Here is a 19,891-nt window from a genome sequence, read left to right on the forward strand (position 1 = left end):
GGCTGTTGGGCGGGAGGTCCTGTTGCTGGTCGAGAAATGCAGCCACTGCTTCAGCACCTATGACCTGGCCACGGGCGAGCGCATCGCCTCCGTCGCGCTGCCCGACTATCCGCACGAATTCGTCATCGACAGCCATTGCCGCTACGCCTATGTCGGCCACTATGGGGTGGAGCATTCCGGCGTGGCCGGCCCTGGCGGGCATTCGGTGTTCCAGATCGACATCCGCGCGTCCGAGCTGGTGCGCACCATCGATCTATCTCCCTACAACCGGCTGCACGGCCTGCAGATCGACGCGCAGGACCGCCTGTACGCGCTCAGCGAGGAACGCTCCACGCTCTTGGTGCTGGACACGCCGCAGACGGACGCGGCGCCCCGGCGCGCGGTGGGCAGCGGCGGGGTCAAGAGCCATCTGCTGGCGCTGTCCCGCGACGGGCAGACGGCCTATTGCATGAACCTGCTGTCGCATACGGTCGCCAAGGTGCGTCCCTGGGACCCGCTGGCCGCGCCGGTGCTGTGCCAGCCCGGCGAAAAGCCCGAGGGCTGCTGTCTCAGCGCGGACGAGCAGACGCTCTATGTGACGAACCGCTGGAGCAATACGCTGGCGGCGATCGACACCGCCTCGATGACGGTCAAGCGCGAGGCGCCGTCCAGGAACGATCCCACGCGCCTGTACCGCTATCGCGACGGCCGCATGCTCGTCACCAACTACGGCGAGCGCAGCCTGTCCATCGTCGATCCGGACACCTTGCAGGAACTGGCGCACGTGCCAACCGAAGCGCGCGCCATCGCCTTGTCCTTCCATCCGTCCAGGCCGCTGGCCTATGTCTCGCTGGACGACGACAGGGTAGGGCTGTTCAACCTGGAAACCCGCGCGTTCGAAAGCTATATCGCCACGCAGCGCGAACCCGACGTGTCCAGGGTCGTGTACCTGTAGGGGGCGGCGGGACCCGGGAGGAGCGTGTCGCGATGACCAAGTCTATTTGGGCCTGGCTGATGATGCCGCTGTCCGGGTCGGCCACGCACAGCATCGCGGATTGGGCCGCCTGGCATGCGCGGATGATGGTGCTGGCCTGGGGCATCCTGTTTCCGGTGGGCGCTTTCGCGGCGCGCTTCTACAAGGTATCGGCGCATCAGGACTGGCCCAGGCAGCTGGACAACAAGGCCTGGTGGCTGGCGCATCGCGCGATCCAGAGCCTTGCCGTGGCGACCATGACGGCGGGTTTGCTCCTGGCCTTCGGTTCGGGCCGGGGCGAGAGCGCGGCCGCGGCGGTGCACGGCTGGCTCGGTTGGCTGCTGTGCGCGGCGGGGTGGCTGCAGGTGGCGGCCGGCCTGTTGCGCGGCAGCAAGGGCGGGCCTACCGATGTCCGGATGCGCGGCGACCACTACGACATGAGCCGCCGGCGGCTTGGCTTCGAACGCCTGCACAAGGCGGGCGGCTGGCTGGCCATCGTGGTCGCGGTGCCGACCATCGCGATCGGGCTGGCGGTGGCGGACGCGCCGCGCTGGATGGCGCTGGTGCTGGCGTGCTGGTGGGCCGCGCTGGTCGTCTGGTTCTGCCGGATGCAGCGGCAGGGGCGCTGCATGGACACTTACCAGGCCATCTGGGGGCCGGACGAGCGCCATCCCGGCAACCGGATCGCGCCCGTGGGCTGGGGCGTGCGGCGCTACTCGGCGCAATCCTGGCTGGAGCGGCCGGGCCGCTGCAAGAAACACTGACGGCGAGGTGGCGGCATGCCTGGGCTCGAACTGAACAATGTGGTCAAGCGTTATGGCGACGTGACCGTCGTGCAGCAGATGAATCTGTCGGTCCATGAGGGCGAGTTCATGGTGCTGCTGGGCGAGTCGGGCTGCGGCAAGAGCACGACGCTGAGGATGATCGCCGGCCTGGAGGAGGTCTCCGAAGGCGAGATCCGCATAGGCGGGCGCGCGGTGACCCATCTGGCGCCCCGCGACCGGGACATCGCGATGGTGTTCCAGAACTATGCGCTGTATCCGCACATGAGCGCGGGCGAGAACATGTCGTTCTCGCTGCGCCTGGCCCGCCAGCCCGCGGCCGAGGTCCAGGCCCGGGTGCGGGAGGCCGCCAGGATCCTGAACATCGAGCATCTGCTCGACCGCAAGCCCAAGGCGCTGTCGGGCGGCCAGCGCCAGCGCGTGGCCATCGGCCGGGCCATCGTGCGCGAGCCGCAGGTGTTCCTGTTCGACGAACCGCTGTCCAACCTGGACGCCAAGCTGCGCGGGCACATGCGGGCGGAACTGGCCATCCTGCACCGGCGCCTGGGCAAGACCACCGTGTACGTGACCCACGACCAGACCGAGGCTATGACCCTGGCCACGCGCATCGCAATATTCGACCGCGGCCAGATACGGCAGGTGGATACGCCGGCCGAGGTGTTTTCCCGGCCGGCGAATCTGTTCGTCGCGGGTTTCATCGGCATGCCCACCATGAATTTCTTCAACGCGCGCGCCAGTGTCGAAGACGGCCGGATGCTGTTGCGCGGCGAAGGCTTCGCCTGGCCCGCGCCGCAATGGCTGGCGGCGGCCGCGCCGCGGCCGGACCAGGCGCTGACCCTGGGACTGCGGCCGCAAAGCCTGCGCGCCGCGGCCGGCGGACCGGCGCCGCTGAACGTGCTGGTCGACGTGGTCGAGTACCTGGGTACCGAGAGCCTGGTGACCGGGCACATGAATACCCCGGGCGGGCAGCGCGTGTCGGCAGTCTTGCCCGGCAACGCGAAAGCGCGGTTGCAGCAGGCGCTGGCGCTGCAATTCAGCGACGAAGACCTGCACGTATTCGATACCGACAGCGGCCTCAGCCTGCGCGGCTAGAAAGGGCCCATTGCATTTCTTTCCACCTATCAGGAGACAAGCATGAAGCGACGCGATTTCATGAAAAGCAGCGCCATTGCGGTATTCGGCGCCGGCCTGCCGTTGAGCGGCGCGATGGCGCAGAACCGTTACGCCAAGTACGCGGGGCAGACGGTGGTGTTCAGCATTCCGGCGCACCCGCACTATGACGCCATGCTCAAGATCCTGCCGCGGTTCACCAAGGAGACGGGCATCAAGGTCGAGACCGACCGGCTGGCCATGGGCCGCATGAAGGAAAAGCAGCTGCTGGAGATGGCCAAGGCCCAGGGCGACTACGACCTGGGCTGCTATGTGGTGATGTGGAAGGGCGAGTACGTGTCCAAGGACCTGATCCATCCGCTGGACCCGTTCTTCCAGAACGCGGCGCTGGTCGATCCCGCCTACGACATTCATGACATCGTCCCGATCTACCTGGAGAACCTGGGCCTGGTGGGCGGCCCCAAGGGCTATCTGGCCGGGCCGGGCGCCAAGCTCTATGGCCTGCCCTATGGCGCGGAGACGTCGGTGCTGGCCTACCGCCGCGATCTTTTTTCCAAGCATGACCTCAAGCCGCCGGCCAATTACGACGAGTTCCGCGCCTTGCTGCCGCTGGTCAGGCAAAAGACCGGCATCGGCGCGCTGGCCTCGCGCGGGCAGGCGGGCCACCAGGCGGTGCACGCATGGCTGCTGCACCTGAATCCGCTGGGCGGCAGCGTGTTCGACGACGAATGGCATCCGCGCTTCAACGACGAAGCGGGCCTGGCGGCGCTGAAGTTCCTGCAGGAAGTCGTGGCCACCGGCCCGGCGGGCATTCCCGGCTATGGCCAGGGCGAAAGCAACACCGCCTTCCTGCAGGGCCAGGCGGCCATGTACCTGGATTCCACGCTGCTGGCCGGCCTGGTCAACGACCCGGCCAAGTCCCGCGTGGCCGGCAAGGTGGGCTGGGCGCTGCATCCCATGGGCACGCGCCGCGCCTCGCAGTCCGGCGGCCTGGGCCTGGCCGTGGCCAAAAACGCCAGGAACGCCGACGCCGCCTTCCTGCTCATGCAGTGGCTGACTTCCAAGGCGCAGGACAAGGCGGTGACGGCCGCCGGCGGCGTGCCCATCCGCAATTCGACCCTGGGCGACGCGGAACTGATGCGCAAGTATCCGGAGTTCGTCATCTTCAAGGAGGCGCTCAAGTACTCGAACCCGGACTGGCGGCCCATCATCGCGGTCTGGGACAAGATCAACGTGCAGGCGCTGGGCGTGGGCATATCCGAGGCCCTGACGGGCAAGAAGACCGCGCAGGCCGCGCTGGACGACATGGTGCCGCAGGTCACGCAGATCATGCGCGAAGCCGGCTACAAGGTCTGAGGCCCGTATGCGCACTCCCTCCTGGGCGCCTGTCCTGTACCTGGGGCCGGCGGTCGTGGTGATGGCGGCGGCCTGCCTGTATCCGGTGATCTCGGCGTTTCAGCTGGGGCTGCACGACTGGAGCATGGGCACGCCCTGGAGCGAGGCGCGCTGGACCGGCCTGGACAATTTCGTTTCGGCGTTTTCCAACGCCCGGGTGTGGTCTTCGCTGTGGACCACGCTGCTGTTCGCGGCGGTATGCGTCAGCGCCGAAATGGCGCTGGGCATCGCGCTGGCCCTGGCGCTGGAGCGGCCGGTGCGGGGCACGGCCGTGTTCCGCACGCTTTTCATCCTGCCCATGATGATCGCGCCGGTGGCGGTGGGGCTGGTGTGGCGCTACATCTTCGACGCGCAGTTCGGCCCGGTCAACGCGGCGCTGGCGCTGCTGCGGATCGCGCCCGTGGCGTGGCTGGCCGAGCCGGCGCTGGCCTTCATCGCCATCGTGGTGGCCGACATCTGGCAATGGACGCCGTTCGTTTTCATCATGATGGTCGCGGCGGTGGCCAACGTGGACGCCGCCGTCATCGAGGCCGCGCGCCTGGACGGGGCGCGCTGGTGGCAGCTGACCTTCCGGGTCAAGCTGCCCATGATTTCGCACGTGATCGCCATCACCCTGATGATGCGGCTGATCGACGCCTTCCGGGTGTTGGAGGTCGTGTACGTGCTGACCTTCGGCGGCCCGGGGGACTCCACCGAGATTCTTGCGCTGCACATCTACAAGACGGCCTTCGTCGGGCAGCAGCTGGGCGTGGCCGCGGCCATTTCCGTGCTGCTGCTCGTGGTGGTGGCCGTGCTGTCCTGGGGCGCGCTGCGCCTGTCCAATCCCTTGAAAGCGGACCGCTGACGCCCGCCATGAACCGATCCGTATTCCCGCGCTGTCTGCACTATGCGGCGCTCGTCGTGCTGGCGGCGCTGTGCGTGGCGCCGATCGCCATCATCTTCGCCACCAGCCTGCGCCAGCAGGTGGACATCTTCGCCGAACCGCTGAACTTCATTTTCGCGCCCACGCTGGAGAACTACCGCGCCGTGCTGGAGGAAGAGCGCTTTTCCCGCTACCTGGCCAACAGCCTGATCGTGGGCCTGGCGTCGACCGCCATCACGCTGCTGCTGGGCTGTATGGCGGCTTATGGGCTGGCGCGTTTTCGCTTCCGCGGCCGCGCCACGGTGGCTTATATCACCTTGCTGCTGCGCACGGTGCCGCTGGCGGTGCTGGCGATTCCGGTATTCATGATCTGGAATGCCTGGCATCTGGTGGACAGCCTGGCCGGACTGGTGCTGCTGTACGTGGCGGTCAACCTGCCTTTCACCATCTGGCTGCTGTACGGGTTCGTGCTGCAGGTGCCGGTGGAGCTGGAGGAGGCCGCCGCCATCGACGGCTGCGGCCCGGTCCGCGTGTTCGTCAAGGTGATCCTGCCGCTGATGGCGCCGGGGCTGGCCGCGGCCTCCATCTTCACGTTCCGGATCGCCTGGAACGAATTCATCCTGGCTTTGGTGCTCAGCGGCCGGCAGACGCGCACGCTGCCGGTGGCCGCCTCGCTCTACATTACCGACATCGGGGTGGACTGGGGACGGGTCATGGCCATGGGCGGGCTGATCGCCATCCCGCCGCTCATTTTCACGTTCGTGGCCGCGCGCCAGATCATCACCGGGCTGACGGCGGGCGCGGTCAAGGGCTAGCCAGCTGCCAGCTGCCGGCCGGTATTTGGAGCTGCCTCGGCGGGCTTGCTATAAAGACGGCTGCAGGATTTTTGCAGGGGTAGTCCAATGTCAGTTCAATCCATGGGCCGCTACGGCGCCGCGCTGTGCCTGGCCATGCTGGTTTCCGGGTGTTCGATGTTCGGTTCGGACAAGCCGCAGGCGCAGTCGCAGCGGCAGACCTCCAGCGCGTCCAAGGTCACCGCCGAGTGCAAGGCGAACCGCAAAAAATGCCTGTACGAGGGCGCCTACGAATCCGGCGAGCGCGATTATGCGGAAGACGAAGCCAGGCGCCTGAACCTGGCCGAAGTCGAACGGCTGCGGCGCATGGGCCGCTGAGCGCGCCACAGGAGCCGGACATGGACGACGTGCTGGCGGACGGCAATTACCGGGGCTGGTCCTACGTGATCTGCGCCACGCGGTCGGGCGCCCAGGCCGAGTGGACGGTGTACATCGAGGGCATCGCCGACCCTGCCGGCGATCCGCGCCAGGACATGGCCGATGTGGGCGGCAGCTTCGCGAGCAGCGACGAGGCCATCGCCACCGCGCACTCTTTCATGCACAGCTTCATCGACGCGGCGCAGGGGCAGGACTAGCGCGCGAAACAAAAACCCGCTGGGTCTCAGCGGGTCTGGTGCTGCTAGCCTTCGTGCCTGCTTTTCTTCCTGCGTCGGTTGGCGGCTCGGAGTATTTCTCCTGATTCGAGCCGGTACACGCCGTCACCTTCCATGGCCACTGCGCCGCCGGTGGACAGGCGGCAGACCAGGACGGTGGATGCATCGGCGTCGGGACCTGTCGTGGGCTGCTGAACGAGATGCCTCTCGATCCGATACTGGACTCCCGCTGCGGAGACCGCGATCACATCCTCCAATCGTCTGCACGATATTGACATGATGACCCTCCCTCGCGCCATCTTGAAACCGATGGCGCCGGAGTCATCGTCACAACAGGGTCCGGTGCTGTCAATGCCGCAATCCCGCATTCCAACGGGCTTGCGGCGGGCCTTCCCAGGGAGCTTCGTGCATACGCACGAGCCGGGGCATGCATCTGGGCTAGGGCGTTTCTAGCCCGGATTCGCGCTTGAAAACCGGCGCGGCCTATTCCAGTTTCACTTTGGCGGCTTCGACGACCGCGCGCCATTTCTTGTGGTCGGCGGCGATGGTCTGCGAGAACTGCGCCGGCGTGGTCGGCATGGCGGTGGCGCCCTGCGCCGCCAGGGCGTTCTGCACATCCTGCAGCGCAAGAATATTGTTCAGTTCCTTGTTCAGCGTCTGGATGATGGGGGCGGGCGTATTGGCCGGCGCGAGCAGGCCGTACCAGACGCGCACGTCGAAGTCGGGATAGCCGAGCTCGGCCACGGTGGGCACGTCGGGCATGGCGGCGCTGCGCTTGAGCGAAGTCACGGCCAGCGGCACGGCCGAGCCGGCCTTGATCTGCGGCGCGGCCGAGGGAATGGAGGTGAAGATCACGGGCACCTGGCCGCCCAGCAGGTCGGCCATCGCCGGGCCGGACCCTTTGTAGGGCACGTGGACCAGCTTGATGCCGGCGTCCAGTTGCAGCAGTTCGGCGGCCAGGTGGGTGATGGTGCCGGCGCCGGGCGATCCGTAGTTGATGGTGTTGGGCGCCTTCCGCGCGGCTTCGATGAGCTGCTTGAGGGACTGGTAGGGGCCGTTTTTGGCCGCCACCACCACCAGCGGCGCTTCGCCCACGATGCCGATGGGCGCGAAATCCTTGAGCGGATCGTAGGACAGTTTGCTGTAGAGCGAAGGCGCCACCGCCAGGTTGTCGACCTGGCCCATGACGATCTCGTAGCCGTCGGGCTTGGCGCGGGCGGCGGTGCCGATGCCGATGGTGCCGCCTGCGCCCGGACGGTTCTCGGCGACGACGTTCCATTTGACCGAATCCGACAGCTTGGCGGCCACGGTGCGCGACAGGAAGTCGGTGCCTCCGCCGGGCGTGAACGGCACGATGATCCGTATGGGCTGGCTGGGATACGGGTCCGCCGCGGCGGCGGGGGCGCAGGCGGCGAGCGTGCAGGCCGAGAACATCAAGGCTCGTAGCATCATGGTTCTAGTCTCCATTACCTCTTGGTGGGACGCGTCCGGTCGTGATCGCCGGACGTCGCTAGATGGCGCCGGCGGCGCGCAACTCCTGAATCCGGGATTCGGGCAGGCCCAGCCCGCGCAGCACCTCGTCGGTGTCCGCGCCCAATGGCGGCGCGGGACTGCGCGCCCGGCACGGCGCCTGCGCGAACTTGATCGGAAAGCCCAGCATGCGCACCTGCTGGCCGTCCGGGTGCGGGACGTCGATGGCCATTTCCTGGTCGGCGACCTGCGGATCGTCGAAGACTTCGCGCAGGTTCAGCACCTGCCCGCAGGGCACGCCGTACTGGTTGAGGCGTTCTATCCAGTAGCGGCTGCTTTGCTGGCGGGTGCGGGCCTCGATCGCGGCCTTGATGGAGGCGCGGTTCCGCATGCGGTCGGCGTTGGTCCGGAACTCGGGGTGCGAGCGCAGCGACCGCAGCTCCAGCGCGTCCAGGAACTTCTCGTACATGGCGTCGTTGGACGGCGCGATCGCGACCTGGCCGTCGGCGGTCTCGAACAGGCCGTAGGGCGCGACGATGCCATGGTCGTTGCCGGTGCGCGGCGGCAGTTCGCCGCTGGCGAAGTAGTTGGCCGCCTGGAAGCTGAGCAGGCCGATCATGCTGGACATCAGGCTGACGCTGATGGCGTCGCCGCGGCCGGTGCGCTCGCGGCGCAGCAGCGCGGCCAGCACGCCCAGCGCGCCGTTCATGCCCGCGACCAGGTCGCTGACCGGCGGGCCGGCGCGCATGGGCGGATCGTTTTCGCCGCCGTTCAGGCTCATGAAGCCGCTCATCGCCTGGGCGATGAAGTCGAAGGCGGGGCGGTCGCGGTAGGGGCCGGACGTGCCGAAGCCGTTGATGCTGCAATGGATGAGATCGGGACGCAGCGCCTGCAGGGCGGCGCCGCCGAAGCCCATTTTCTCCATGATGCCGGGGCGGTAGTTTTCGACCAGCACGTCGCAGCTCGGGATCAGCCGGCGCAGGATGCTCTTGCCTTCCTCGGTGTACAGGTCGAGGGTGACCGATTTCTTGTTGCGGTTGTAGTTGGCGAAGTACCAGCTCAGGCCATCGCGGATCACGCCCTGGGCGCGCACCGGATCGCCTTCGCCGGGCGATTCGATCTTGATGACTTCGGCTCCCATGTCGGCCAGGATGGAGGTGCAGTAGGGACCCGAGATGATGCGCGTCAGGTCCAGGACGCGGATTCCGGTCAGCGGCATGCGGGCTCCTCAACCGATGGCGCCGGCCGCGGCGCCGTAGTCGTGCAGATGCAGCCGCGGACCGGCCTTCATGAGCTGCCCGGGCAGTTGCCGCCCGACCACCCGTTCCAGCCGCCGCGCCACCTCGATCAGCGCGCGCAGGTCGATGCCGCTGTCCACGCCCATTTCGTCGAGCAGGTAGACCAGGTCTTCGGTGCAGATGTTGCCCGTGGCGCCGGGCGCGAACGGGCAGCCGCCCAGGCCGCCCAGCGAGGACTCATACGACGTCACGCCCGCGCGCAGCCCTTCGGCCACGTTCACCAGGCCGATGCCGCGCGTGTTGTGGAAGTGCAGCGAGATCGCCACGTCGGGATGCGCGTCGCGCAACGCCTCGACCGTGCGGCGCACCAGCCGGGGCGTGGCCATGCCGGTGGTGTCGCCCAGGGTGACCGCATCGAAGCCCAGCCGCGCGAAGTGGCCGAAGATGCTCTTGACGCGCGCCAGGTCCACGTCGCCTTCGAACGGACAGCCGAAGGCCACGGCGATGGCGCCCTTGCGGCGGATCGGCCGGTCCTGCAGGGCTTCGGCGATCTCCTCGATGTCGCGCAGCGACTGCGCGATGGGGCGGTTCAGGTTCTTGGTGTTGTGGCTTTCGGTGGCCGACAGGAACACGACGATCTCGTCGGCCTGCGATTGCAGCGCGTTCTGCACGCCCTTGAGATTGGGCGCCAGCGCGCCCAGCACCACGCCCGGGCGCTTGCGGACCTGCGCCAGCAGTTCGCGGGCGTCGCGCAGTTGCGGGACCGCGCGCGGCGAGACGAAGGAGGTCGCCTCGAAGTGCCTGACGCCCGCGTCGATCAGCGCGTTCAGTATCTCCGCCTTGGTTTCGGTGGGCACGAATTCGGGCTCGATCTGCAGCCCGTCGCGCATGCCGACTTCGACGATTTCAACCCGGTCTGGAAGGCTCACGGCGTTTGTCTCCTGGTATCCGTTCCACTGATTGCCGCCCATATTCAGGGATGGGCGGGCGCCGGACAATTCGCGAATATTCAGCGGGCCATCGCGCAACGCGATGGCTCGGGCCGGGGCGCTACCGCCGCGCCGCGGCTTCGGCGATCAGGTGGTCGAGCAGCAGGCGGGCGGCGCCGGACAGCGATTCATTGCTGCGCACGCACAGCTTCAGCTGGCGCCGCGCCCAGGCGTCGGTCAGCGTAATCATGCGCAGTTCGTCGCAGGCGTATGCGGACAGCGCCTTGACGGGCACGATGCCGATGCCGAGTTCGGCGCGCACCATGGACACCAGCGCGTCGTAGGACGTGACCTGGAAGCGCAGCCGCAGCCTGCGGTTGATGGCGGCGGCCTCGCGCGTGAACAGGTAGTTGGCCGCGCTGCCGCGGTGCATGCCGACGTGGTCGTAATCCAGCGTGTCGGCGAACGCGACCCGCTCGTGCCGCGCCAGCGGGTGCCCGGCGGGCGCCACCAGCGCCATGACGTCGCGGTGGTAGGGGTAGATGTCCAGGCCGCTTTCGTCGTCGGACTGTGTGTAGACGCCGATGTCGGCGGCGTTCTCGGCGACGGCGCGCGTCACGCCGGCGCTGATGGATTCCTCCAGGTCGATCTGCACCTGGGGATGCCGCAGCATGAAGCGGCGCAGCTCCATGGGCAGGAACTGGGCGATGGAAGACAGGTTGGCCGCCACCCGCACCCGGCCGCGCAGGCCGGCCGAGTAATCGCGGATTTCGTCGGCCAGGTCCTGTGTCTGGTGCAGCAGCATGCGCGCGCGCCGCGCCAGCGCATGCGCGGCGCTGGTGGGCGCGACGCCGCGCGCATGGCGCTGGAACAGCGGCACGTCGAGTGTGCGTTCGAGTTCGGAAAGGCGCTTGGACAGGGCAGACGGCGCGATATGCTCGCGCGCCGCGGCGGCCGCGATGCTGCCTTCTTCCAGCACGGCCAGGAACACCTGCAGAGAATACAGGTCCAGGCGAGGGTTCATGCGGGCGCTTGCGCTTCCCAGGCCGGATTCCAGACGACTTCCCAGACGTGGCCGTCGGGGTCCTGGAAGTAGCCGGCGTAGCCGCCCCAGAAAGTGTCCTGGGCGGATTTGAGGATATGGGCGCCGGCGGCCCGCGCCCGGGCCATGACGCGATCGACTTCCTCGCGCGAGCCTACGTTGTGGCCCAGCGTCAGATCGGTCGGCGCCGCCGCGCTGCGGGGCAGGCCGGTGTCGTGCGCGATGCTGCTGCGCGGCCACAGCGCCAGCCGCAGGCCGGGCTGCATGTCGATGAACACGACCGCGCCGTGCTCGAACTCCTGTCCGATGATGCCCGGCGTGGGCAGGCCCAGCCCGTCGCGGTAGAAGCGCAGGGCGGCGTCGAGATCGTCGACGCCGAGGGTGATGACGCTGATGCTGGGGCGCATGGCATCTCCTTGGCTGGGCGCGCCGGCGCGTCAGGAACGGGCCCGGCGGACGGCGGCCTCTTTCTTGGCGCGCGGCTTGGACGCGGTTTTGGCGGGTTGATCCGGGGTGTCGAATTCCTGTTTGTTGCGTTCGCCGCGCGGGGTGTTTTCGGGATGGGGTTTGGGAAAAGCCCAGGGCTTGGTTTTCTGAACCATTGCATGTACTCCTTGCACAGGCGGAACAGTAGCATTAGCCGCGGCCATGGGTAACTGAGGGTTGACGTCAATATTCATTACATCGCGATGCGGGAAGGAAAAAATACGATCGATTCGACCCTATCCCGCATGCGATTGTTCCCGGCGCCTGCCGGCTTACGCGGCGTCCTCGGGCAGTCCTTCCTGGCGGATGCGTTCGAACTGTTCGCGCACCCGGCGCGCCCACTCATCGACGGCGCTGCGCATGTCGTCCACGGTCGGCTCGTGGTCGGCCGGCAGATTGGCGCCGGTCACCGTTCCCACCGAAGCGATCAGCAGTTCGTTGCTGCCGGCGTCGCGTACCGTGGCCTCGACCAGCAGGCGCACCGATTGGTCGCGGAATCCGGCCGCCTTGACGCCCTGGCCGATCAGAAAGCCGATGGGGATGTACTCCATGGCGCGCGGGTCGCGATCGTTCCTGAAGGTGCCGGTAATGGCCGCGCGCACGCGCATCGCGCGCGGCGCGGGCGTATCCAGCAGTCGATAGCCGGCCTGCGAGAATTCGCGCCGCAGCGCTTCGTTCACATAAGCCAGCGCGCGCTCGCGCAGGGCCGGGTCGCTGCTCAGCTTCAGATCGTCGGGCCGGTCGCCCTGGATGTATTCCACTTTCTCAAGAATGAGTTTCTTGTCGTACTGACTGCTCAGCGCCGGACCCGGACGCACCCAGACCCGGCCGGCGCTCCATTCGGGATCCTCGCGCATTTGCTGCTGGCTGGCGCCCAGCGAGGTGGAATAGTCCTGGGCGTCAGGCAGGTTGGTGCAGCCGGCCAGCCCGACGGCCGTGCAACAGGCGGCAATGGTAAGGCGGATATTCATGTTTCTTTTTTTCCAGAATAGACAAATGCCTGGTGCGCAAAGGGACGCTTGGCTGCGTCTTTATTGCGTAGTGGGCGGGCAATTATTACTTGCCTTGGCGCAAAAACAGGCGTGGCTCCATTGCAAAACACTTTTGTGGCGTTAGATGTGGGGCCACGATGGTGCTATGTTGCCGTTTCCCCCATTCCTCCTACTGAGCGCACCATGTACCTGCCGTCCGCCTTCAAGGAAACGTCGCTCGACGTCCAGCACGATTTCATCCGCACCCATCCGCTGGGCGTGCTGACCACGGCGGGCGAGGGCGGCTTGATGGCCAACCACATTCCCTGTCTGCTCTATTCCGAAGGGCCTTGCGGCGTGTTGCGCCTGCATATGGCGCGTGCCAATCCGCAGCTGTCCGACCTGGCCGCGGGGCGCGAATGCATGGTCGTGTTCCATGGCCCGCAGGCCTATGTTTCGCCGTTCTGGTATCCCAGCAAGGCCGAGACGCACAAGGTCGTGCCGACCTGGAATTTCGTCGCCGTGCATGCCTGGGGCACGCCGGTCATCCAGGACGATCCGGCCTGGCTGCGGGCCCAGCTCGACGCGCTCACCGACAGCCAGGAGCGGGGCCGCGCGCAGCCCTGGCGCGTGGACGACGCGCCGGCAGATTTCATCGCCGCGCAGATGCGCGCCATCGTCGGCGTGGAGATCCGCCTTTCGCGCACCGAAGGCAAGTGGAAGCTCAGCCAGAACCGCACGCCGGCCGACCGCCAGGGCGTGGCGCAAGGCCTGGCGCAGGACGGCCTGGAACTCATGGCCGGACTGGTTGCGCGCGCCGGCCGGCCGGACTGAGCCGCCCGAGCGCGAAGCAGGCGATGGCCGCGGCCTGCAGGCAGGCCGCCACGGCCAGGAACCAGACCAGCGGATAGGCGGCCTGCGCCGAAAGCGCGCGCAGCACGCCGAACAGCGCAGGCGCGAATGCATAGGCGCCTTGCGCCATCGCCACGATCAGCGGCACCACGCGCTGCGCGTCCTCGCGCGAGAATTCGGCCTGGGCGATCAAGGGCGGCAGCGACGTGGCGTTGCCGATGCCCGAGCCGAACAGCAGCACGCCCAGCCACACGGCCCACAGGTGCTGGCCGGCCAGCATCAGGATCAGCGAACCGCAGATCTGGATGGCGTAGGCCAGGCAGGCCACCTTGCGGCGGTCGGCGCCGGCGGGCATCAGCCATCCCACCAGCGTGCGTCCCGCGATCGCGGCGGCCGTGGCCAGGCCCATCGCCACGCCGGCCGTCTGCGCGCCCAGCAAGGGCGCCAGCAGCGACAGCAGATGCGCGATCAGCCCGATCTGCGCGAACAGGCCCAGCGCCATGCCCGCGGCCAGCGTCAGGAACGCGCGGTCGCGCCACAGGTCGGGCACCGGCGCGATCGGCGCGGCTGCGGCCTGCGCCTGGCCCTGCGATGCGGCGCCATCGGGCTGCTGGCCGAGCTGCTGCGGCGTGACGGCGAACACTTTGCGCGACAGCACCGCGATGATGGCCACCATCGCCAGGCCCACCCACAAGGCGGCCTGCGCGAAACCGGCATGGGCGATCAGGTAGACCCACAAGGGAGAGAACACGATGCCGCCGACGCTGGCGCCGTTGTAGGCCATGCCCAGCGCCGCGGGCCGGCGCCGGACGAACCAGGGCGCGATCAGCGCATTGACCGCGGCGGCGCCCAGCGTCACCCAGCCCATGCCGCTGAACAAGGCCGACGCATACAGCTGCCACGGCCGCGCCGCGACCGCCCAGCCGGCCACGCCCAGGGCCAGCAGCACGGCGCCGCCCAGCGTCACCGCCGGCACGCCATGGCGCTTGTACAGGCGCGGCAGATTGGCCACCACCAGCGTGCCGCAAAGAAAGTGCAGGGTCACCGCGCCGGACACGAGCGCGACGCCCCATCCGGTGCGCTGCGCCACGGCATGCAGGAACACGGGCGGGCCGTAGAAGCCGACGCCCCAGCCGAAGACCGCCAGCACGAAGGTGGCGCAAAGAACGGTCCAGCCGAAGAATGCCTTGGGTTTGCTCATGGGTATCCGGCGAGGCCGGCTGTCTTGTTGAAGGAACTCGCAGTATGCTTGAGCCTGCACACGATACTTTGGCCTATAGCGAATCATGGAATCCACGTTCGCCGACATCAATCTCTCCGCGGTGGCCGGCGCCATCGCCGACCCGGCGCGCGCGCGCATGCTGTGCGCGCTGCTCGACGGCCGCGCCCGCACGGCGACCGAGCTGGCGGCGCTGGCCGACATCGGCGCGTCCACCGCCAGCAGCCATTTCCAGCGCATGCGCGAGCAGGGGCTGGTGGAAATGGCGGTGCAGGGCAAGCACCGCTATTTCCGCCTGGCAAGCGGCGAGGTCGGCCACGCGCTGGAAGCGCTGCTGGTGGTGGCCGGCGCGGAGCGCGCGCCGTTCAAGCCCAACACGCCTTCGGCGCTGCGCGAGGCGCGCACCTGCTATGACCATATGGCCGGCACGCTGGCCGTGCGCATCCACGACGCGATGCTGGCGCGGCGCTGGCTGGAGGCCGACGGCCGCGACTACGCGCTCACGCCGCTGGGCGAGGCCGCGCTGGCGCAGATCGGCGTGGACGTGGCGCAGGCGCGCCAGCGCCGCCGCCGTTTCGCCTGCCCCTGCCTGGACTGGAGCGAACGCCGCTCGCACCTGGGCGGCGCGCTGGGCGCGGCCCTGCTGGACGCGCTGCTGCGGCGCGGCTGGATCGACAAGGACCTGGATTCCCGGGCGCTGGGCGTCACGAAAAAGGGCGAACGCCAGTTCCCCGCTTTCTTCGGCAAGCCCGAGGCCGATGGCGGCGCATGGACGCAGGGAGCGCGCGATGTCGCCGCGTAGCCGCGTCCGGTCCGCCGCACATTCCGCCGCCCGTTTCAGGCGGCGCATTGAACACAACCATTCCAAGCCGCGAATGCGGCTTTTTTTTCGTCAACCCCGACTTTGATCTGTACAGGAGGTGGCCTTGCCTACGCTGGCGCTGCACGCGCTTCGTCATGCCATGAACATCGTGACGGAGCTGCGCATCGACGTTAACCATTCCCCCCGCGAGGTGGACAACGAACTCGATGCCATACACAACCGGATGAATCGTCCTTTGGATCGCCTGCATGCCTTGCCGGAGGTCAAGACCGACATCCCTGGCATCGTGCTTCGCTATCGCGAAGCCGACGGCGAGTACTACGTGTATGTGGTGGACCTGCAGCGCGACCGGGTGGCCGGCTACACGGTGTTCAACCGCCTGATCGAAGTGGGCCGGCGCGCCGATCCCTACGTGCGGGCGCCGCACTCCAAGTACGCCGAGCCCTACCAGGGCATGGGGCTGGCCACGGCGGTCTATCGCTGGGGGCTGGACGCCGGCCTGTGCATCATGAGCGGGGCGCGCCAGTCCACCGGCGCCCACCGGCTGTGGATGCGCCTGGCGCGCGACTACGAACTGGGCTACGTGGACCTGCGGCGCAAGCGCCTGAGCTACCTGGGCAGGCAGGTGCCCGAGGCCGTGCTGCAGGACCTGCATACGCGCATGGTGCTGCTGGGCAGGGGCTGGACGCTGCCGGATTACATGCGCGCGACGGGCATGGCCTCGTGTATTGGTGTGGATATGCAACAGGTTTAGGGAAATCCCCGTGCCGCGGCTTCCGGGCGTGCGCCAGCGCGCCCGCGCATCGGCGCGCAGCCCGCGTCAGGACTGGTCCTAGGTCCGACGCGGCGCTCATGCAAGCTGCCTTTTCATGGCCGGGCGGCAGTTCCGCGGCGCAACAGTATTTCAATTTTCTGCCGGAGTTACAAAACATATCTGAACTGTCATGGACAGCCGGAGTATGCTGGATCGCAGATAGAGGGATCCGAAGTGCATCAGAACAACTTGATCTACAAGGGATACCGGCTGACGGCCAAAGTGTCCCGGGGCGCCGGCGCAGAGGTCGAAGCGCCGCCCAACAGCCCCGTATTCATTGCGTCGGTGACGGTGGTCCAGGCAGGCGCCGTGCTCGACGGCGGCGACGAATATCCGGTTCCGTGTTTCGCCGACGGCGGTTTCGTCTTCAGTCCGCGCGAAGCCGTGCATGCGGCCATTCTGCATGGCCGCGAAATCGTCGACGGCCTGACCGGCACGCCGTCCTAGCTGGAAAAGACCTCGCGCCAGTCGCGCGTCTTGGCCAGGGTGTGCACCGTGGCCGATTGTTCGAGGATGGTCACCGCCTTCTTGAACTCGTCGGCCGAAGCGCCGTCCTCCAGAATCACCATGCGCGAGTTGCGGGCGTCGGCCATCTTCACGTCAGACATCTTGCCGTGGGTCTGGTAGACCTGCGTCCAATCCATTTTCTTGCCGGCCTTCAGCGCGATCGGCTCGATGTACGTCAGCGCCGTGCTGCCCGGGGCCCGCACCCCGAAGGCGAAATCCGCGGCATGGCCGCTGCTGCCCTTGGCGCGCGCGCCCTTGACCAGCCGGTTCGCGCCCAGCGCCTGCGCCAGCGTCCGGCCCACCTGCGCGCGAAAGCGCAGCTGGCTGAACTTGGGCATCCATTTGGCGCACTGGAACGACAGCGCCATGGCCAGCTTCACCGCGTCCCACAAGGCTTCCTGCAGCTGCTCGTTGGGGCCGGACGCGACGATGGCGCCGCTGTCGTCGAAATGCGCCAGGCTGACGCCGGGCGTTTCGTTCAGCAGGTCGATGCGCTTGGCCGCCAGCTCGATGCCGTAGCTGGACGCGTGCATCGCGGTTTCACAGGCATCGGTCAGGTAGAACGAGGACTCGTCGGGATGCGCGATGAAGAACGCCGCATGCTGTCCGTCCAGGCCCAGCGTCATGGGCGATACGGCGCGGATGGCGTGCTCGCCGGCCGGCAGGACTGTCCAGCCGGAGGCTTCCAGAAAATTGCTCATAGAATCAGTTCGATTTGGCGGCCTTTGAGGGGATGCGCGAAACCGCCGGTCAGCGTCAGGTTCGCCCGCGGCAGGAAGTGCTGCATCAGCGCGGCGATGGTGTGCAGCGCGGGCACGACCGGTTCGGCATAGCCTTCGCCCTCGTCCACCCAGATGTGTTCGTGGCTGCGTTCGGCAAGCGGCTTGCGGAACTGCGGCCGGCCTTCGCCCACCAGGCTGGTGTGGAAGGAGTCATCGGTGTCCACGCCGTACACGCGGTGCGGGCCCACGAAGAGGCTGGCGCAGAAGGCCTCGGGCAGGAAGATGGTGGCCTGCCCGTGCACCGCGGTGCGCGCGCCGCGGTAGGTCGTGCGGAAAATCACGTCTTCGCGCACTTCCCCCTTGATCCGGCAGGGGCTGGCGAATTCCATCCAGCGGATTTCGTTGGCGGCGGGCTTGGCGATCCAGGCGATCGGTTTTACGGTTTCCTTGGGTTCGGCAAGGATCTCTTGCACCTCATCGACGGTGATTAACGGTTCGAACTTCTTGGCCATGGAACGGATCTAGGGTCTGGAAAATGCGCGCGCCAGCCGGGTGCGGCGCGCAGCTGCGCGCGCGACACGGCGAGGGGGCGTAATCTTACAAGATCGCGACAGCGACCATGCGCGGGCTGTATGGATATACAGCCGCGGCCGGCGCTACAGCGAACTGGCGGAGAAGGTGTCGCACTGCTTGAGGCTGCCGCTTTCCAGGCCGCGCTTGAACCAGCGCACCCGCTGGGCCGACGAGCCGTGCGTGAATGCGTCGGGCACCACATAGCCCTGGCTCTGCTTCTGCAGCCGGTCGTCGCCGATCGCGGTGGCCGCGCCCAGCGCCTCTTCGACGTCGCCGCCTTCAAGAATGTTGCGCGCCGCGTCGGCGCGCTGGGCCCACAGGCCCGCGAAGCAGTCGGCCTGCAGTTCCATGCGCACCGACAGCGCGTTGGCCTGCGCGGGATTGCGCCGGCGCAGGTTGTCGACCTGTTCCGAAATGCCGAGCAGGTGCTGCACGTGGTGGCCGACTTCGTGCGCGATCACGTAGGCCTGGGCGAAGTCGCCCGGCGCCTTGAAGCGGTTCTGCAGCTCGTCGAAGAAGGACAGGTCGATGTAGACCTTGCTGTCGCCCGGACAGTAGAACGGCCCCATCGCCGACTGGCCCGTGCCACAGGCCGTGGGGGTGGCGCCGCGAAACAGCACCAGCTTGGGCGCCACGTACTGGCGGTTCAGGTCCTTCTGGAAAATGGCTTCCCAGGTGTCTTCGGTTTCGCCCAGCACCTTGGACACGAAGACCGCCTGGGGATCGTTGGCCGGCGGCCCCGAGGCCGGCGCCTGCTGCTGCGTGGGCGGGCCTTCGGCCATCTGCAGCACCACGCTGGGGTCCACGCCGAAATACATGGCGACCAGGGCCAGCACGATCGTGCCGATGCCGATGGTGCCCCGTCCTCCGATCCGCGGGCCGCTGGCGCGGCGGTCTTCTACGTTGTCGCTCTGGCGCGAGTTGTCTAGGCGCATTCTGATTCTCCGGGCGGGGCGGCGCTCCCGCGTTTTGCATCGCCGCGCTTCAGCCTTGGGCTTTATTGGGCTTTACTGGGCGACCTTCAAGAGTGTTAGGATAAACCCATGGCCCTGTATTTCTCCATCCATCCTGCGAATCCCCAACCGCGCCTGCTCAAGCAGGCGGCCCAATGGCTCAGCCAGGGCGGCCTGGTGGCGGTGCCCACCGACTCCAGCTACGCGGTCGTCGCCCGCCTGGACGACAAGAACGCCGCCGACGGATTGCGCCGCCTGCGGGGCCTGGACGAACGTCATCACCTCACGCTGCTGTGCCGCGACCTGGCCGAAATCGGCCACTTCGCGCGCGTGGACAACCGCCAGTACCGCCTGCTCAAGGCCGCCACGCCCGGCCCCTGGACCTTCATTCTCGAAGCCACCAAGGAAGTGCCGCGGCGCGTGTCGCATCCCTCGCGCAAGACCATAGGCATCCGCGTGCCGGACCATCCCGTCATGCTCGGCCTTTTGGAGCAGGTCGGGGCGCCCCTGCTTTCCACCACCCTCATCCCCAAGGACGAAACCGAAGCGCTGAACGACGCGGAAGTCATCCGCGAGCGCTACGAACACTCCCTGGCGGCCATCATCGACGCGGGCGCCTGCCCGCAATCGCCGACCACCGTCATCGACCTCACCGGCGACGAGCCGGTGGTGGTGCGCGTCGGGCGCGGCGATCCGGCGACGCTGGGTCTTGCCTGACCGCAGCGGCAACGCCGTCTTGCGGAC

Annotated in this window: 24 protein-coding genes; 13 read left to right on the top strand and 11 right to left on the bottom strand. The window is 67.7% G+C overall.

What is annotated here, in order from left to right; all coding sequences use genetic code 11:
- The first annotated feature begins 22 nt into the window (after nucleotides 1-22).
- From A6B37_RS00075 to A6B37_RS00110, 8 genes are all read left to right on the top strand, one after another.
- Nucleotides 23-934, top strand: a complete 912-nt coding sequence (locus A6B37_RS00075; RefSeq protein WP_348639083.1) for a YncE family protein — start codon at nucleotides 23-25, stop codon at nucleotides 932-934.
- A gap of 32 nt (nucleotides 935-966) precedes the next feature.
- A complete protein-coding gene (locus A6B37_RS00080; protein ID WP_246842334.1) occupies nucleotides 967-1,716 on the top strand; it encodes a cytochrome b561 domain-containing protein in 750 nt (249 codons plus the stop codon).
- A gap of 15 nt (nucleotides 1,717-1,731) precedes the next feature.
- On the top strand, nucleotides 1,732-2,826 hold the full coding sequence (gene ugpC / locus A6B37_RS00085; RefSeq protein WP_111824564.1) for a sn-glycerol-3-phosphate ABC transporter ATP-binding protein UgpC: 1,095 nt from the start codon (nucleotides 1,732-1,734) through the stop codon (nucleotides 2,824-2,826).
- 42 nt (nucleotides 2,827-2,868) lie between these two features.
- Nucleotides 2,869-4,200, top strand: a complete 1,332-nt coding sequence (locus tag A6B37_RS00090) for an extracellular solute-binding protein (protein WP_102772565.1) — start codon at nucleotides 2,869-2,871, stop codon at nucleotides 4,198-4,200.
- Between the two features lie 7 nt (nucleotides 4,201-4,207).
- Nucleotides 4,208-5,083, top strand: coding sequence for a sugar ABC transporter permease (locus tag A6B37_RS00095; RefSeq protein WP_111824565.1), 876 nt, complete (start codon nucleotides 4,208-4,210; stop codon nucleotides 5,081-5,083).
- An 8-nt stretch (nucleotides 5,084-5,091) separates the two neighbouring features.
- A complete protein-coding gene (locus tag A6B37_RS00100; protein ID WP_111824566.1) occupies nucleotides 5,092-5,916 on the top strand; it encodes a carbohydrate ABC transporter permease in 825 nt (274 codons plus the stop codon).
- Nucleotides 5,917-6,003: 87 nt separating this feature from the next.
- The gene (locus tag A6B37_RS00105) at nucleotides 6,004-6,273 is read left to right on the top strand and encodes a hypothetical protein (protein ID WP_168202089.1); all 270 of its coding nucleotides are present in this window, start codon (nucleotides 6,004-6,006) and stop codon (nucleotides 6,271-6,273) included.
- A gap of 20 nt (nucleotides 6,274-6,293) precedes the next feature.
- Nucleotides 6,294-6,530 carry a hypothetical protein gene (locus A6B37_RS00110; RefSeq protein WP_102772562.1) on the top strand — a complete coding sequence of 79 codons (237 nt, stop codon included), beginning with the start codon at nucleotides 6,294-6,296 and terminating at the stop codon, nucleotides 6,528-6,530.
- 501 nt (nucleotides 6,531-7,031) lie between these two features.
- Here A6B37_RS00110 and A6B37_RS00115 read toward each other — a convergent pair.
- The 7 genes from A6B37_RS00115 to A6B37_RS00140 all read right to left on the bottom strand — a co-directional run bounded on the left by A6B37_RS00115 (nucleotide 7,032) and on the right by A6B37_RS00140 (nucleotide 12,684).
- The gene (locus A6B37_RS00115; protein WP_246842335.1) at nucleotides 7,032-8,000 is read right to left on the bottom strand and encodes a tripartite tricarboxylate transporter substrate binding protein; all 969 of its coding nucleotides are present in this window, start codon (nucleotides 7,998-8,000) and stop codon (nucleotides 7,032-7,034) included.
- A 58-nt stretch (nucleotides 8,001-8,058) separates the two neighbouring features.
- Entirely contained in the window at nucleotides 8,059-9,237 is a 1,179-nt protein-coding gene (locus tag A6B37_RS00120; RefSeq protein WP_111824567.1) for a CoA transferase, read from the bottom strand.
- Between the two features lie 9 nt (nucleotides 9,238-9,246).
- The gene (locus A6B37_RS00125; protein WP_111824568.1) at nucleotides 9,247-10,185 is read right to left on the bottom strand and encodes a hydroxymethylglutaryl-CoA lyase; all 939 of its coding nucleotides are present in this window, start codon (nucleotides 10,183-10,185) and stop codon (nucleotides 9,247-9,249) included.
- 121 nt (nucleotides 10,186-10,306) lie between these two features.
- Nucleotides 10,307-11,209: a LysR family transcriptional regulator gene (locus tag A6B37_RS00130; RefSeq protein ID WP_111824569.1), complete on the bottom strand. Its 903-nt coding sequence runs from the start codon at nucleotides 11,207-11,209 to the stop codon at nucleotides 10,307-10,309.
- Nucleotides 11,206-11,634 carry a VOC family protein gene (locus A6B37_RS00135; protein ID WP_102772558.1) on the bottom strand — a complete coding sequence of 143 codons (429 nt, stop codon included), beginning with the start codon at nucleotides 11,632-11,634 and terminating at the stop codon, nucleotides 11,206-11,208. The genes A6B37_RS00130 and A6B37_RS00135 overlap by 4 nt, the downstream gene beginning before the upstream one ends.
- Before the next feature lie 30 nt (nucleotides 11,635-11,664).
- Nucleotides 11,665-11,907 carry a hypothetical protein gene (locus A6B37_RS25920; protein WP_146747985.1) on the bottom strand — a complete coding sequence of 81 codons (243 nt, stop codon included), beginning with the start codon at nucleotides 11,905-11,907 and terminating at the stop codon, nucleotides 11,665-11,667.
- A gap of 78 nt (nucleotides 11,908-11,985) precedes the next feature.
- Entirely contained in the window at nucleotides 11,986-12,684 is a 699-nt protein-coding gene (locus A6B37_RS00140; protein ID WP_102772557.1) for a DUF3313 domain-containing protein, read from the bottom strand.
- A 204-nt stretch (nucleotides 12,685-12,888) separates the two neighbouring features.
- On the opposite strand from A6B37_RS00140, the gene A6B37_RS00145 reads away from it, so the two are divergent.
- Nucleotides 12,889-13,518: an FMN-binding negative transcriptional regulator gene (locus tag A6B37_RS00145; RefSeq protein WP_111824570.1), complete on the top strand. Its 630-nt coding sequence runs from the start codon at nucleotides 12,889-12,891 to the stop codon at nucleotides 13,516-13,518.
- Here the strand turns inward: A6B37_RS00145 and A6B37_RS00150 are convergent.
- Entirely contained in the window at nucleotides 13,478-14,737 is a 1,260-nt protein-coding gene (locus A6B37_RS00150) for an MFS transporter (RefSeq protein WP_111824571.1), read from the bottom strand. The two genes, A6B37_RS00145 and A6B37_RS00150, sit on opposite strands and share 41 nt — an antisense overlap.
- Before the next feature lie 85 nt (nucleotides 14,738-14,822).
- Between A6B37_RS00150 and A6B37_RS00155 the strand changes: the two genes are divergently transcribed.
- From A6B37_RS00155 to A6B37_RS00165, 3 genes are all read left to right on the top strand, one after another.
- A complete protein-coding gene (locus A6B37_RS00155; protein ID WP_111824572.1) occupies nucleotides 14,823-15,557 on the top strand; it encodes a winged helix-turn-helix domain-containing protein in 735 nt (244 codons plus the stop codon).
- A gap of 124 nt (nucleotides 15,558-15,681) precedes the next feature.
- Nucleotides 15,682-16,332, top strand: coding sequence for an N-acetyltransferase (locus A6B37_RS00160; RefSeq protein WP_111824573.1), 651 nt, complete (start codon nucleotides 15,682-15,684; stop codon nucleotides 16,330-16,332).
- Nucleotides 16,333-16,566: 234 nt separating this feature from the next.
- Nucleotides 16,567-16,839 (top strand): hypothetical protein, encoded by a 273-nt coding sequence (locus A6B37_RS00165; protein ID WP_111824574.1) that lies wholly within the window; start codon nucleotides 16,567-16,569, stop codon nucleotides 16,837-16,839.
- Here A6B37_RS00165 and A6B37_RS00170 read toward each other — a convergent pair.
- From A6B37_RS00170 to A6B37_RS00180, 3 genes are all read right to left on the bottom strand, one after another.
- Complete coding sequence (locus A6B37_RS00170) at nucleotides 16,836-17,600, bottom strand: DUF1828 domain-containing protein (RefSeq protein ID WP_111824575.1); 765 nt, start codon at nucleotides 17,598-17,600, stop codon at nucleotides 16,836-16,838. The two genes, A6B37_RS00165 and A6B37_RS00170, sit on opposite strands and share 4 nt — an antisense overlap.
- Nucleotides 17,597-18,133 carry a hypothetical protein gene (locus tag A6B37_RS00175; protein ID WP_102772550.1) on the bottom strand — a complete coding sequence of 179 codons (537 nt, stop codon included), beginning with the start codon at nucleotides 18,131-18,133 and terminating at the stop codon, nucleotides 17,597-17,599. Before A6B37_RS00175 ends, A6B37_RS00170 begins: the two co-directional genes overlap by 4 nt.
- Before the next feature lie 144 nt (nucleotides 18,134-18,277).
- The gene (locus A6B37_RS00180; protein WP_102772549.1) at nucleotides 18,278-19,129 is read right to left on the bottom strand and encodes a neutral zinc metallopeptidase; all 852 of its coding nucleotides are present in this window, start codon (nucleotides 19,127-19,129) and stop codon (nucleotides 18,278-18,280) included.
- Between the two features lie 108 nt (nucleotides 19,130-19,237).
- Between A6B37_RS00180 and A6B37_RS00185 the strand changes: the two genes are divergently transcribed.
- On the top strand, nucleotides 19,238-19,864 hold the full coding sequence (locus A6B37_RS00185) for an L-threonylcarbamoyladenylate synthase (RefSeq protein WP_102772548.1): 627 nt from the start codon (nucleotides 19,238-19,240) through the stop codon (nucleotides 19,862-19,864).
- The last annotated feature ends 27 nt before the right edge of the window (nucleotides 19,865-19,891 follow it).

The organism is Achromobacter sp. HZ01 (assembly GCF_003267925.1).
Taxonomy (GTDB): Bacteria; Pseudomonadota; Gammaproteobacteria; order Burkholderiales; family Burkholderiaceae_B; genus Achromobacter; species Achromobacter pulmonis_A.